This is a genomic window from Pseudoalteromonas sp. NZS100_1 (assembly GCF_015864285.1).
Lineage (GTDB): Bacteria > Pseudomonadota > Gammaproteobacteria > Enterobacterales > Alteromonadaceae > Pseudoalteromonas > Pseudoalteromonas arctica.
In genome coordinates this window covers 1-13,772 of the sequence record NZ_JADYXN010000027.1, presented here as the reverse complement: position 1 = coordinate 13,772, position 13,772 = coordinate 1, and the positions used below count along the sequence as shown (strand labels likewise).

The following is a 13,772-nucleotide window of genomic DNA, read 5'->3' as shown; positions in this document are numbered from 1 at the left end:
ACAACATATTAAGAATGAAAACCACTATTCAATCCTATGGCGTATAACTTCATTTTATTTAACTGTATTACAAACACGTAACTTTATAATAACCGTCCTATAAAATTTACACATACACTACACACTAAATAGTGTCTCCCCCTTCCCCAAATCAAAAATCTGGTTGATTATCTACTGCAATATGACAACAACACATAATCGCAGTGCTTAATTGCGGGAGTAATAATAATGAGTGAAGTAAATAACTATTTAGGTTTAGTCGGTATTGAATTTACCGAGTACGCAACACCTGATGCTGATTATATGGATAAAGTATTTACTGATTTTGGCTTCTCTAAGCTTAAAAAATTCAAAGGTAAAGACATTGTTTATTACAACCAAAACGATATTCATTTTTTACTGAATAACGAGCGTGAAGGTTTTTCTGCAGAATTTGCTAAAAGCCATGGTCCTGCTATTTGTTCAATGGGTTGGCGTGTTGAGAATGCGCAAAAAGCATTTGAAACTGCAGTAGAGCGTGGTGCAAAACCAGCTACTGATTCAACACATAAAAACATGCCTTACCCTGCAATTTATGGCATTGGCGACAGCCTAATTTACTTTATTGAAAATTTTGGCGACAAAGGCACTATTTACGAAAGTGATTTTGAAGATTTAGAAACGCAAAATGTTGTAGAAGATAAAGGCTTTATCCGAATCGATCATTTAACCAATAACGTTTATAAAGGCACCATGGAAAAATGGGCTAACTTTTATAAAGACGTATTTGGTTTTACAGAAGTACGCTACTTTGACATTAAAGGTCAAAAAACAGCGCTTATTTCGTATGCACTAAAATCACCTTGTGGCACCTTCTCTATTCCAATAAACGAAGGTAAAGGTAACGATAACAATCAAATTGATGAATACCTTGGTGAGTACAACGGCCCAGGCGTTCAACATTTAGCGTTTTTAACAGATGACCTAGTAAGTTCTCTTGATAAGCTTGATAAATCAACAATTGCAACGCTCGATATTATCCCAGAGTACTACGATACTATTTTTGACCGAGTACCTTGGGTAGCTGAAGATAAAGAAAAAATTCGTAAGCACCAGATACTCGTAGATAGCCAAAGTGAAAATTGTTATTTATTACAAATTTTCTCTAAAAACTTATTCGGTCCAATCTTTATAGAAATGATCCAACGCGTTGATGATGGTGGCTTTGGTGAAGGTAACTTCCAAGCATTATTTGAATCAATCGAACGCGACCAAGAGCGTCGCGGCGTTTTATAAAATATTTGAGTAAATTAAAAGCAGCGAACTTCGCTGCTTTTTGTCGTTTTAATATTTAAAAAGTATTGCGCTGAGTACAAGTATGATTAAATAAACTATACCTTGTCGCCATACAGTAAAATCCAAAGGAAATGTAATGAGCCTAATTAACGAAACCCATGATATTAATTTAACCAGCTGGGTAGAGTCAGCTAATGTTGATAATTGTGACTTCCCTATTCAAAACTTACCGTTTGCAGAGTTTCGTCGTAAAGGGTCTGATGAGGCCTTTCGTGGTGGTGTTGCAATTGGCGACCAAGTAATTGATTTAGCAAAACTGAGCAAATTAAACGTTTTAAAAGGTGACGCAAAAACAGCCGCTGATGCAGCAAGTGAAGCAACTCTAAATACATTTATGGGTTTAGGGGGGCAGTATTGGTCAGCACTGCGTTTAGCGCTTTCAAAAGCACTACGAGCAGGCTCTGAGCACCAACAAGCGCTTAGCGATACGCTTGTAGCACAATCTGATATAGAGTTTTCTTTGCCTTGTCGTATCGGCGATTACACCGACTTTTACACTTCTATTTATCATGCTACTGCTGTGGGTAGTTTGTTTCGCCCTGATAACCCATTACTACCTAACTATAAATGGGTACCTATTGGTTATCATGGTCGTTCTTCATCTATTGACGTATCAGGTCAAACATTTCATCGCCCTAAAGGCCAAACTAAAGCGCCTGATGCAGAAGTGCCATCATTCGGTCCTTGTAAGCGCCTTGATTACGAACTAGAGCTGGGTATTTACTTAGGTAAAGGCAATGCACTGGGCGATGCAATCGCGATTGAAAATGCTGAAAACCACGTATTTGGCTTTTGTGTATTTAACGATTGGTCAGCACGTGACTTGCAAGCGTGGGAATACCAACCGCTTGGTCCATTTTTAGCTAAAAACTTTGCTTCAACTGTATCGCCTTGGATTGTTACAACCGAAGCGCTAGCGCCTTATAGAACAAGCTGGACGCGTGATGAAAACGATCCGCAGCCTATGGACTATTTAGAATCAAAAGCGAATCGCGACCAAGGTGCTTTTGATATTCAAATGGATGTTAAAATTCAAACGCAAAAAATGCGTAGCGAAGGCCATAACCCAACGCGTGTATCAACATCTAGCTTTAAGCACTCTTACTGGACTGTGGCACAAATGGTTACTCACCACACAGTAAATGGCTGTAACTTTATGCCAGGTGACATGTTAGGTTCGGGCACTCAGTCTGGTCCAACGCACGAAGAAGCGGGTTCTTTACTTGAACTATCTCGTGGCGGTAAAGAAAAAATTACGTTAAGCAATGGCGAACAACGTAGCTTTTTAGAAGATGGCGATAACGTTATTATGCGTGGCTGGTGTGAAAAAGAAGGTTATGTACGTATAGGTTTTGGCTCAGTAGAGAGCACTGTACTACCTACAAAGTAATACATTTCCATAAATTAAATACAAAAGGGCCGCTTGTGAAAAGCAGCCCTTTTTCATTAATTTTTGAACAGTTACAATTTTTTTCTAGCTTTTTTAACTCAAATTGCTATCTTAATTCGGTTAATAGCCAGTGTTTATATGCCATGTCAGTATTTATAAAGTCTTTTTATCATAAATTTTTCCCAGCCCGACAGCTACTTATTCGTCAAAATGGCGAAGTTAAGCACGTTGTTTTAGCACCTTGGTTTCAACTTCTTGTAGCATTGCTTATTTTAGTCACTTTCACTTGGCTGAGTATTTCTAGCTTTCGTGTTTACACACAAACAAATAAAATTTCTGACATAGAACAAAGTCAAATAAACGAGCAAACACTTTGGCAACAAAAAGTCAGTGAACAGCAAGCTCTTCAAGCAACGCAGCTAGAACAACTTGCGATACTTGAGCAAAAGCAGGCACTACTGCAAAGCATGATAGAATCCCTTCCCGCTTCAATTAGCAAAGATGTCATTAAGCTTGATACAGAACTTGACGTACCAATCAATGAAAATGGCAATGAGTTTCATGAGCCATTAGTCGATGAAAATCAAAAAGGTAAACAAGCGCAGTTAATCGCTCCAATTACATTCGCAACAAGAGTGGCCAACTTAAATAATCATTATGAGCAAAGCTTTACCTATTTAGATAACCAAATTAGTGAACGTCACCAAGCCATTTTAGCTATGGTCAAAGGCGCAGGAATTGAGTCTGCGCTTGAGCAACACCTAATATTAAGCGCCCAAACAACCGCACAAGGTGGCCCACTTGATACATTTAACGAAACAAAAATTCCAAGCCACTTTTTAGCCATCGTTGATAAGTTATTAATATTAAATAATTTAGAAAACTTTTTAACTGAGCTACCAAACACCCTGCCTTTAGCTAAAGCTAAATACTATATTTCGAGTAATTTTGGCCTTAGAAAAGATCCTATGAATAGTAATCATGCTTTTCATAAAGGGATTGATTTAGCAGGTTGGCATAAAACCGAGATATTTGCCCCAGCAGACGCTGTAGTGCTTCGTGCCGGTCGTAATGGTGGTTATGGTAACTTTATTGAGCTTGAACATAAAAATGGCTTAGTAACTCGATTTGGACACTTAAATAAAATTAAAGTAAAGAAAGGTCAATCAATCACTAAACATGATGTAATCGGCCTAATGGGCAGTACCGGCAGAAGTACAGGTACTCATTTACACTACGAAGTATTACTTAATGATAAACAAGTCAATCCTCTAAAAATAACAAAGGCGCTTTCTCGTGTTTGGTAGAAAAAAACAAAAAACAGTTAGCTCTAATTTAAAAAGAGTGAATCACACGCCGTCTATTATTTCTGAAGACGTACGCCTTACAGGCACTTTAGTTAGCCAAGGTGAAGTACAGCTTGATGGCCATATTGATGGCGATATAAAAGTGGAGCATTTAGTTATTGGCTCAACGGGTGTTGTTGAAGGTATTGTTGAAGCTAAAAGCGTTATTGTTAAAGGCAAAGTTATTGGGTCAATTAATGCTAGTGAAGTAAAGGTACAAAGTGGCGCTCATGTTCATGGCGATGTGTTTCACGATACATTGAGTATTGATGCAGGTGCAGTAATTGAAGGCAGTTTAAAGCAACGCTTTGAAAAAGAAGAGCCTGAACTAATTTCGAAAGAGCTTAAACCCGCAAAAGAAGTTAAAGCATTGTTGAAGGAAGATGGCAGCGACTTATCGTTTGTAAATAAACAAGCCGCTGATAAAAACTAAGTAGAATCAGCTTAACGTAAGCTACCTTTTTTCAGTAATATACATTGTAATATCTGCAGTGAAAACAAGCTCATTGCGGGTATTATACAGTTTAACCGGTACTACTAAGTCTTCTTTATCAATCCACTTATGGGGTAAATCAATTTCAGCGACTGCTCTTACATCTGTATCTACTTTAGCCAAATACCTAACTGTCATGCCTTTTGGGATCCAACGATGCGTTTTAACTGGCACTGTTGCATCAACCATTACACCTGCACACAATTCAGCTAAGTTACACTGCGCAATAGCATGAATAGTTCCAATATGATTATGAACGCTGCGACGATTTTTAACCAACGCACTACAATGCCCTTCTCGAAGGTCGAGCACGTAAGGTTTCATTGAACCAAAATATGGCGCTTTAAAGCAAACAGCTTTAGTAAAAAGCCAATTCCCAAAAGGTAGGCGCTTAAATTTATGCCATGTTTGTACAAGTGCAGATTTATTACTCATTATTATTTTCCATCAACAGTTACTTTTTTCAAATTAACACATCAGACCAGTTTTAAAAAGTGCATTTACACTGCCTTTTTAGCTTAATCCAATCAAAAAATAAAAATGACAACCTATGCAGGGGTCATAAGCCCTTTCTTTTTTACGAGTGCCCACCTAAAATACTCGGCAAAAGGAGACTCAATGCAAACACAGCCCGCTAAACCTAATATGACTTTGTTACTTATCCTAGCGTTACTCGTTATATTTTGCCCTATGGCAATCGATATTTACTTACCCGCTTTTCCTACTATTGCAGAACAATTTGCAGTTACAGAACAACAAGTTCAGCAAACCGTTGCTATTTTTATGCTAACAGTAGGTTTAGGCCAATTAATTGCGGGGCCTTTGGCCGATAGGTTTGGCCGAAAGCCAGTGGCTATAGTGGGTATAAGTTTATATGCAGGCTCAGCATTACTTGCCTATTACTCGCCTTCTTTTGAAGTATTGATGATTGCACGTGCCCTTCAAGGTTTTGGAGCCTGTGCCACATTTGTTGTCGCATTTGCGATAGTACGTGACAAATATGGGAGCGAACGAAGTGGACAAATGATCACTTACCTTAACGGGATTGTGTGCTTTATTCCGGCAATGGCACCTATTTTAGGAGCTTGGCTTACCGTACAATTTGGCTGGCGTATGAACTTTATGTTTTTAACCGCGTTTGCCATTGTAGGGCTTGTTGTTACGCTATTCTTTTTTAGAGAAACTCGTCCTGCTGATAGCCATTATCAGGGGCATATTTTAGATTTACGTCGCTTTACACCTATTATAAAAACACCGGTATTTTTGTTTAATAGCCTAATTTGCATGGTCTCAATGTCGGCAATATTAGTTTATGTGACGCTAGCTCCAGGCTGGCTTATTACGCATTTAGGCGGCACTGTAGCCGACTTTACTTTTTGGTTTACGTTAAATGCCGTAATAAGTATTGTCGCTAGTTTTATTTTACCAACGTACATTAAACGAAATAGCCAACGTGCTTTGCGTGTCGGTGTGAGTGTACTGGTTTTTTCAGGCGTTTTAATGCTAGCCCTTAGCAGTATAGAAACGGCATTTGCGCTTATGTTACCTATCTTAATTGCAGCATTAGGCTTTGCTCTAAGTTTAGGCTCAGCTGCAGGTATGGCTCTGTCGAGCTTTCCTAAACAAGCAGGCACAGCCTCGGCATTACTTGGTGCTATGCAAATGAGTGGCGCGAGTATACTCGTTGTTTTAACCCAATATTTAGGGTTAAGTACACCGTGGTTAATTGCTTTTCACTTATTATTGCTAGTTCCGCTTTGGCTTATTTTAATGAGCAAAAAAGCTCATACTTTACACCCAACTAAAAGCGCTCAATGATCAATCCTGATTTTTTAGTCTCGTTTTTATTAGCCAGCTTTTTAATGGCTGTAGCACCTGGGCCATCAAATGCATTTTTGATGGCACAAACATTTGCTAATGGTCGAAGCGCCGGTATGCAAAGTGCTTTTGGTTTTGCATTAGGTGGGGTTATTCATACTCTATTTGCTGTTGTAGGCCTAAGCGCAGTCCTAAAAGCTTCCCCAAGTGCCTATGCCGCAGTGCAATATGCAGGCGCAGCATACTTATGTTATTTGGGGTTTATGATGATTAGAGGCACGCTAAAGCAGCCAGAGCCTATATCTGAAGGCAAGCAAACCGATAAACCGCATATAAGTACCAGTAAAAAAAGTAATGTCATGTTTCAAGCCATGATGACTGAAGTGCTAAACCCTAAAGTGGCGCTGTTTTTTATTGCATTTATTCCGCAATTTGTAGATCCAACGCTTTCATCGGCTACTTTTCAACTCGCTTTTTTTGGCTTGCTTTACCCTATTTTTGCTTTTCCGATTGACTGCACGTATATTTATTTTGGCGACAAAATTGCACAGTTTTTTAGACGTAACCCAAATAGCCAACTTTGGATTGATAGGATCACCGGCATTGTATTTATAGCCCTTGCTATCAATCTATTATTTTAACTAACCTGCACTTTGGTTAAGAGATTTATTACCCAGAGTTTAAGCTAACTAATAAAAAAGAATCAGCATGGAACAAAAAACACAATCTCTTCCCGCACAAAAAAATATTGCTTTAGTTGCCCACGACGGTAAAAAAGCAGCATTAAAATTTTGGTGTGAAAAGCACAAAGAAATACTAAGTAAGCACACTTTATATGGCACAGGTACTACCGGGCATTTAATTCAAAAAACCACGGGACTTGATGTAGTTCAGCTATTAAGTGGCCCTATGGGCGGCGATCAACAACTTGGCGCTAAAATAGCTGAACATGAGATACATGTTTTAATATTTTTTTGGGACCCATTAGCATCACAGCCTCATGACCCTGATGTTAAAGCACTGCTGCGTTTAGCCGCTGTTTGGAATATTCCGGTGGCATGTAATGAAGTGAGTGCAGATATGTTATTAAGCTCACCGCTTATGGATGTAGAGCTTGAACGTACATTGCCAGATTACGAAAAATACCTCGCAACCCGACAAATAGATCTTTAAACCTCAATTGTAATCTAGGTTATTTATAAAGCATGCTGGCCCATTTAGTCAGGCCAGCAGTTACACTACCAAAGTGGTCCCCGTTAACCATTTTTATATTGCCTAAGTGCTCACTTAAAGCCGCTTTAATCAATGGTGATTGTGCACTACCGCCTGTTAAGTAAATAATATCTGGCGTGGTTGCAGCGTCGCTGATTGCTTGTTTTGCTAAAGTAACTATTTGGCTAATACTACTCTCAACGGCAACAGCTAAATCGCTTACCGATACATTTTTATTCAGCCCACTATCTAAAAAGCTTAAATCACAATCAAACGCACTAGCTGATGAAAGTGCTATTTTAGCCGCTTCACCTTGTTGTACTAACTGATGACCTTGCTTGTTTTGCTGTAAATGTATTAAACGCTTATAAAGCTCAGGTGCACTTACATCACGTAATTGTGCATTTAGCTCTCGGGTATGGCTTTCACTATAAAACTGGCTTTGTAAGTTTACATCGTTAATTTTACACGCTTGCCAAAACGCTTGATTAGGCAAAGGTAGACCTGATTTAAACGTACTGCCTAAACCCAATAACGGCATTAAACCATGAAAGCTCAAAGCAATATCTAAATCGTTTCCGCCAACACGTTTACCACTGTGAGATAAAAAATCGCCATCGCGCTGGCTATTTCCTCTAAAACTCGGGCCCATTTGTACAAACGAGCAGTCACTCGTACCACCACCAATATCAATAACGAGTACTTTTTGATCCTGAGTTAAATCACTCTCGTAATCGATACCCGCAGCAAGTGGCTCATATAAAAACTCTACGTCTTTAAAACCAGCGCGTTTAGCAGCGCGTTCTAAAATACCGACCGCTTGTTGATTTGATTGCTCACCACCCACAGCTTGAAAGTTTACTGGGCGACCAATCACTGTTTGTGTAAGTGTTTTTCCTAGAGAGAGCTCAGCGCGTTGCTTAATTTTTAAGATCATCGCGGTTGCAATATCTTCAAAAAAGTTAATTTGACCTTGCTTTAAACCTGTTGCGCCAAAAAATGATTTAGGGGACTTAACAAAGTAGCCTTCTTCAGGGAACTGCACGTACTCGCTAATCGCTTCACGACCAATAAATAGGGTTTCATCTGAAGGCTGTAAATCAAGGTCTGACTTAATACGAGGTAAGGTATTTAATAATGCTTGGCGCTGTGTTAAAAAGTCATGCTCATGGGCTGTGCCATGTAAATGCTTAGCAACAAAGTCAACAACCAAGGCACTGTGATGAGTGTAAAGTGTAGACGGTAAGTAATGTTTTCCTTGCTCTAGCGGTACTAATTGAACATTACCCTCGCTCATTACACCCATAGCACAATTAGAACTACCGTAATCAAAACCTACAAACATACTTCACCACACATTACCAAAAAGGCCGCGCAATTTAGCACACTTTGTAAAAATTATAAATGTTATAAACTATCTCTTACTCGTAAAAAACTAGCAAAACGCGGTAAACCGTTTTTTGTTAATCCATGAAATCGGTACGTTACAGTGCTACCTATCTCAGGCGCCGTGGAGCGCTCTGCATCACTAAACCCAGTACCAATAGAAAACACCTGCCCTTGTGCTGTTTTTACCCTTAATGCCCCTAACATACCTTGGTATTTTCCTTTACCTGGTAAATGCGCAATCACAACCGCTTCTGCATCTAAATAAGGTTTTAATTTTAGTAATGCACTGCTTCGACCATTGCTGTGCTTAGCACTGGCCAAATGAAGCATTACGCCCTCGCCACCCTGCTTAGTTATGTTTTCAAAATACTCTGTGAGCTGCTCATTATTAGTAAAGCTATATTGAACTACAACGCTAATATGCGGCGAGTTTAGGCTAGTAATAAGCTCATTATAGTTTTTATAACGAGTGCTAAAAGGCAGATTTTCATCTGGCATATCAAATATTTTATAAGTAATAGTTTGCCAATCATGATTATTAGGTTTTTTAGTTCTTACTATGCCACTAAGCGCAGAAAAGTGCTCACGCTTGGTCCATAGCTCACCATCAAGCCATACATTTGGCAATGGCGCTGTAAACCAACTCGGCGCATTGATAATATTGCCCTTGCGAGTAACAAACTGCGTGCCGGTCCATATAGCTCTTACGCCATCATATTTTTCACTGACTAAATACTTACTTACATCGTAATGTTTAGTTTCGTTATATACTTTAGCCAGTAAAACAGAGGGTTGTGCTGCACTTATACATTGCGTAAAAAGTACAACAACAATTAAAAGCAGGTGTTTAATAGTAAACATTAGCGCATCCAAGCAAGTAAAAGTTGGCTTAAACTATAGTTGAGATTGCACCCATTGCCAAAACTCATCTAAGTTACTCATTTTATAGGTAGCTTGGCTAAAATCGTGATCTTTTGTGTGGCTATTAGCAATGGCTATAACAGGTAACAAGGCGTTGTTGGCCGCCGTAACGCCGGTAAATGTATCCTCGACAGCAATTGCATTGCCTGCCTGTATATTTATCTGCTTAAGTGCCAGTAAATATGGGTCTCCAGCAGGTTTAGGATTAGTTACATCGTCTTTTGTTACCACCGTGTCAAACAGCTCATAAAATCCTAAACCTTTAAGTATTGGCATAGCTTCACTTTTAGCACTGCCCGTTACTAGCGCCATTTTTAAGCCACTCGCTTTTACAGCTTTTAACGTTTGCTCTGTAAACGGCATTAGTGGTGGTAAATGTGTTATTACATATTCGCCAAATAAACGGTATTTTTCATCCGCTAAAAACTGTGCGCTTACTGATAAGTTATGCTCTTGCTTAATTTCGATTGCAGCTTCTAAAGTGGGTCGTCCTGAAAAGCGCTGACAAAAATCATTTTCTAAATAACTAACACCATAAGGCTTAAGTAGTTTATTCCAACATACAAAGTGCATGCTTTCTGAATCAACTAATGTGCCATCCATATCAAATAATACTGCTTCTAATGTCATCCTCATTCCTTATTTAACCTAAGCCAAATTTTGACAATAAAAAAGGCGCCTTAAGCACCTTTTATTAAATTGTTGTTATTGCGTTAAGCCTGCTGGTGGCTCACCCGTTGCTTCTTCACCCGTATCAACATCAACAAGCTCATAGCCACGCGTTTTACGCATAACTTTAAGTACAGGCTTTTCAAATGCTGTTTTTAAACGATCTGAGTCATCTTTCAACTCATCAAGTGTTGTACCAAAAGGGGCTGCGCCTGTTTCTGACCAGTTAGTCACTTTACCGTTCAGGTTATATTCTACTTCGTGTATTTGATATTGCGCTGCTTCGTCTTTCGTTGCTTCACAAAAAATTACACGGTAATTCCAAAATCCAGCCATTGCTCTTCTCTTTAAATAAACCAATTAGGCGCTACTTTAGCAGCTCTAAAAGGGGTTATACAAACATAAAAGCCTGCACAAGGCAGGCTTTCAAAATTAATACAATTTAGGTTAACGGTTAGAAAAAGTTAACTTTAAATTCAGCACCAACATAGCGTTCTTCATTAACAATACCCGTATTGTTATTAAAGTCTACTGCGCCAATAACTTGTTGCTCGTCAAATAAGTTACGAACAAAAGCGGCTACTTCGTATTCGTAATCGCCTTCAGACCATGTGTAACCTGTACGCAAACCTGTTTCAATAAGCTCTTTACCTTCAAACTCTACTGATTCGTAAAGGAACATATTGATTTTACTGCGATAAGAAATATCACCGCTTGCGAAGAAGTTACCATCGGCAAGTTCTTTAGTGTAGCGAAGCGTAAAGTTAGAGATCCACTCAGGAGCATGCGGTAAGCTATTACCATCAAGAAATACTTTACCGTCTACTACTGGGTCTGTAATATTTAACGTTGAACGGTCAGGAGCTGCAATACTTAGATTACTATCTTTGATTTCAGTTTTATTGTAGCTTAAGTTAAACGTTGCATTAAACTCATCGCTTAATACCCACTGCGTATCTAACTCAAAACCATAGCCAGTCGTTTTATCAGCATTAACTAAACGGTTAAAGTTAGCACCACCGCCTACAGCAGTAAGTTGCTGGTCGTCCATCGTGTAATAAAACACAGTTGCATTTACACGACCTTGGCCATCTAACACGTCTGATTTAATACCTGTTTCGTACGATGTTACCGTTTCTGACTCAGCTGTTGTTACATCATCACCAAACAAAATACGACCTTGTAAACTAGGTGCGCGGAAGCTGTTTGCTACACGGCCGTACCAGTTAACATCATCGTTTACTTTATAATTTGCAGATAAGTCCCAGCTAACATGGTCGTCACTAACATCACGCTCTACAAGTAATGCACCACCACCAATTGGGCTAAGTGTACGATTTGCTACAAAGTCTTTATCATCATCAGAGTAACGAAGTCCCGCTGTTACTTTTAAATCATCTGAAAAAGTATAATCTACTGAGCCAAATACAGCCCAAGCAGTTGTGTCTTGTTGTTGACGTACAAAACCATCTAACTCACCAGCAGGTGACGAAAATGTATTGTAGCTGTAGTTTTCAATTGTAAGCTCTTCATCAAAGTAAAAAACACCCACTTGATAATTTAAATCACCATCAAAGTTACTAGATAAACGTAGCTCTTGCGTTAACTGATCGTGATCAGGAATACCATCAGCACTTTCTGAAGCGAATGGGATTATACCAGGACCTTGAAAGTTACCGTCATCAATAAATGCTGCACCATAACCGCCGTCGATGTCAGCGCGAGAATAAATTTCAGCACTTTCCCATGCAGAAATTGAAGTGATTGTGTGGTTTTTAAGTTCCCACTCAAGCTTTAAGCTTGCACCTTCAGATTCTACTTGTTGAGTAGAGCGAGATGCCGCATCTTGATAAACAACATCACTTTCGTAGTTGTCTACTAGCTCATTAGTACCTGCTTTAATTACGTTTGCACGAAAAGCAATTGGCGAGCCATCTAAGTCACGTGTGTGATAGTTTAATAAAGCAGTAAAATCATCGCCTTCATATAAAAACTGAACGCGTGCCGCTTTTTCAGTGTAACCACCCTGCTCGTCTTTAGCTTCAAAGCCTGGCGCTTGGTTATCAATGTAATCGTCTTTGTCTTGCCATAATAATGAAACACGAGCAGATAAACGGTCAGTTAAAGCACCGCCTACAGCACCACTCGTGTCTACAGCGCCACGGCTACCGTATGAAACAGAGCCATAACCATCAAATTCTTGGCTTGGTTTAACAGTATCAAACTTAACAAGGCCAGCTGGCGTGTTACGTCCAAATAAAGTTCCCTGTGGTCCACGTAATACTTCTACGCGTTCAACATCAAATACTGGGAAGCCTTTTAAAATTGCATTTTCTTGAACTACTTCATCAACAACAAGTGATACTGGTTGTGATGCATTCAAATCGAAATCGGTATTACCTAAACCACGAACGTAAAAGCGTGGGAATGAACGACCAAATGAAGATTCAATAGATAAACTTGGAATTTTCGCATTTAAAAAACGAATATCCATACCAGCTGAGCTATACGCATCAAGGTTATCACCTTGTAGAGCAGATACTGCTACTGGTACTTCTTGAGCGTTTTCTACACGTTTACGAGCTGTTACTTGAATAACTTCTAGTTGATTACTTTTTTTAGCTGTTTTTTCTTCAGCAGCTAAAGAAGAAAATGAAGTACCTGCTACTGCAGAGAACAACGTTGCATTGATTAGGGTAGCTAACGTAGATCTTTTCATTGCTTTCATGTTGGGTTTAACCTTTTTTGTGCACTCTTGTTCAACGGTTTTTTGTGTTGCGCAATGTATTCATTGCGGGCTCGTTCAATTTTTCGCGACTTGCGTCATGCGCGCGGACCTTATTACCGAGAGTACAAAAACGATGTTATAAGGCTGAACGAACGATTAAGATTATACCATTGTGTGACAATTTTACTGCATAAATATAGACATAATTAGAAACTTTTTTGCAACATTTAACTACAAAATCACGTGTTTTCATCACTATTTAGATACAAAATTCTAATATTGAGGACATATGTCCTTTATTGGATTTAATAAAATGGAGTAGGAAGAAGGGATTGTTTTACATGTTAACCTAAAATAGAAACACCTGTGTTTTTATTAAAAGCCGCCCAAGAGCTAACACCGATCAGTTAAGGTATTTTTGATCGGTTGACCGATCTTTTGGTTGCTTCACAATACCCTTATCATCTTTTG

Annotated in this window: 13 protein-coding genes; 7 read left to right on the top strand and 6 right to left on the bottom strand. The window is 39.0% G+C overall.

The features are described 5' to 3' along the window. Positions 1–228 precede the first annotated feature (228 nt). The 4 genes from hppD to I6F66_RS15995 all read left to right on the top strand — a co-directional run bounded on the left by hppD (position 229) and on the right by I6F66_RS15995 (position 4,504). Positions 229–1,275, top strand: coding sequence for a 4-hydroxyphenylpyruvate dioxygenase (hppD, locus tag I6F66_RS16010; protein ID WP_010555129.1), 1,047 nt, complete (start codon positions 229–231; stop codon positions 1,273–1,275). A gap of 136 nt (positions 1,276–1,411) precedes the next feature. After that, entirely contained in the window at positions 1,412–2,725 is a 1,314-nt protein-coding gene (gene fahA, locus I6F66_RS16005) for a fumarylacetoacetase (protein ID WP_197176172.1), read from the top strand. Between the two features lie 143 nt (positions 2,726–2,868). Next, complete coding sequence (locus I6F66_RS16000) at positions 2,869–4,032, top strand: M23 family metallopeptidase (protein ID WP_165729039.1); 1,164 nt, start codon at positions 2,869–2,871, stop codon at positions 4,030–4,032. Beyond that, on the top strand, positions 4,022–4,504 hold the full coding sequence (locus tag I6F66_RS15995) for a polymer-forming cytoskeletal protein (RefSeq protein ID WP_197176174.1): 483 nt from the start codon (positions 4,022–4,024) through the stop codon (positions 4,502–4,504). The genes I6F66_RS16000 and I6F66_RS15995 overlap by 11 nt, the downstream gene beginning before the upstream one ends. A 21-nt stretch (positions 4,505–4,525) precedes the next feature. On the opposite strand, the gene I6F66_RS15990 is transcribed toward I6F66_RS15995, so the two are convergent. Continuing rightward, entirely contained in the window at positions 4,526–4,999 is a 474-nt protein-coding gene (locus I6F66_RS15990; protein ID WP_007581322.1) for a hotdog fold domain-containing protein, read from the bottom strand. A 183-nt stretch (positions 5,000–5,182) separates the two neighbouring features. Between I6F66_RS15990 and I6F66_RS15985 the strand changes: the two genes are divergently transcribed. From I6F66_RS15985 to I6F66_RS15975, 3 genes are all read left to right on the top strand, one after another. Continuing rightward, entirely contained in the window at positions 5,183–6,382 is a 1,200-nt protein-coding gene (locus I6F66_RS15985; protein WP_165729038.1) for a multidrug effflux MFS transporter, read from the top strand. Then, complete coding sequence (locus I6F66_RS15980) at positions 6,379–7,023, top strand: LysE family translocator (protein WP_197209476.1); 645 nt, start codon at positions 6,379–6,381, stop codon at positions 7,021–7,023. Before I6F66_RS15985 ends, I6F66_RS15980 begins: the two co-directional genes overlap by 4 nt. A gap of 67 nt (positions 7,024–7,090) precedes the next feature. Then, entirely contained in the window at positions 7,091–7,555 is a 465-nt protein-coding gene (locus I6F66_RS15975) for a methylglyoxal synthase (protein WP_197119113.1), read from the top strand. A gap of 19 nt (positions 7,556–7,574) precedes the next feature. Here I6F66_RS15975 and yegD read toward each other — a convergent pair whose 3' ends face one another. The 5 genes from yegD to I6F66_RS15950 form a co-directional block, all read right to left on the bottom strand. Further along, positions 7,575–8,939, bottom strand: coding sequence for a molecular chaperone (gene yegD / locus I6F66_RS15970; RefSeq protein WP_007581315.1), 1,365 nt, complete (start codon positions 8,937–8,939; stop codon positions 7,575–7,577). Between the two features lie 62 nt (positions 8,940–9,001). Further along, a complete protein-coding gene (locus tag I6F66_RS15965) occupies positions 9,002–9,844 on the bottom strand; it encodes a DNA ligase (RefSeq protein ID WP_024593562.1) in 843 nt (280 codons plus the stop codon). A 33-nt stretch (positions 9,845–9,877) separates the two neighbouring features. Next, a complete protein-coding gene (locus tag I6F66_RS15960; RefSeq protein WP_165729035.1) occupies positions 9,878–10,534 on the bottom strand; it encodes an HAD family phosphatase in 657 nt (218 codons plus the stop codon). A gap of 75 nt (positions 10,535–10,609) precedes the next feature. After that, complete coding sequence (locus I6F66_RS15955) at positions 10,610–10,909, bottom strand: hypothetical protein (protein ID WP_007581307.1); 300 nt, start codon at positions 10,907–10,909, stop codon at positions 10,610–10,612. Between the two features lie 118 nt (positions 10,910–11,027). Then, positions 11,028–13,301: a TonB-dependent receptor gene (locus I6F66_RS15950; protein ID WP_197209475.1), complete on the bottom strand. Its 2,274-nt coding sequence runs from the start codon at positions 13,299–13,301 to the stop codon at positions 11,028–11,030. Positions 13,302–13,772: the final 471 nt, after the last annotated feature.

What these genes read in the sequence shown, in the direction of transcription:
- fahA (WP_197176172.1), top strand. Translation starts at nt 1,412, where the DNA reads ATGAGCCTAATTAACGAAACCCATGATATTAATTTAACCAGCTGGGTA.
- yegD (WP_007581315.1), bottom strand. Translation starts at nt 8,939, where the DNA reads ATGTTTGTAGGTTTTGATTACGGTAGTTCTAATTGTGCTATGGGTGTA.
- I6F66_RS15965 (WP_024593562.1), bottom strand. Translation starts at nt 9,844, where the DNA reads ATGTTTACTATTAAACACCTGCTTTTAATTGTTGTTGTACTTTTTACG.
- I6F66_RS15980 (WP_197209476.1), top strand. Translation starts at nt 6,379, where the DNA reads ATGATCAATCCTGATTTTTTAGTCTCGTTTTTATTAGCCAGCTTTTTA.
- I6F66_RS15990 (WP_007581322.1), bottom strand. Translation starts at nt 4,999, where the DNA reads ATGAGTAATAAATCTGCACTTGTACAAACATGGCATAAATTTAAGCGC.
- I6F66_RS15975 (WP_197119113.1), top strand. Translation starts at nt 7,091, where the DNA reads ATGGAACAAAAAACACAATCTCTTCCCGCACAAAAAAATATTGCTTTA.
- hppD (WP_010555129.1), top strand. Translation starts at nt 229, where the DNA reads ATGAGTGAAGTAAATAACTATTTAGGTTTAGTCGGTATTGAATTTACC.
- I6F66_RS15960 (WP_165729035.1), bottom strand. Translation starts at nt 10,534, where the DNA reads ATGACATTAGAAGCAGTATTATTTGATATGGATGGCACATTAGTTGAT.
- I6F66_RS15950 (WP_197209475.1), bottom strand. Translation starts at nt 13,301, where the DNA reads ATGAAAGCAATGAAAAGATCTACGTTAGCTACCCTAATCAATGCAACG.
- I6F66_RS16000 (WP_165729039.1), top strand. Translation starts at nt 2,869, where the DNA reads ATGTCAGTATTTATAAAGTCTTTTTATCATAAATTTTTCCCAGCCCGA.
- I6F66_RS15985 (WP_165729038.1), top strand. Translation starts at nt 5,183, where the DNA reads ATGCAAACACAGCCCGCTAAACCTAATATGACTTTGTTACTTATCCTA.
- I6F66_RS15955 (WP_007581307.1), bottom strand. Translation starts at nt 10,909, where the DNA reads ATGGCTGGATTTTGGAATTACCGTGTAATTTTTTGTGAAGCAACGAAA.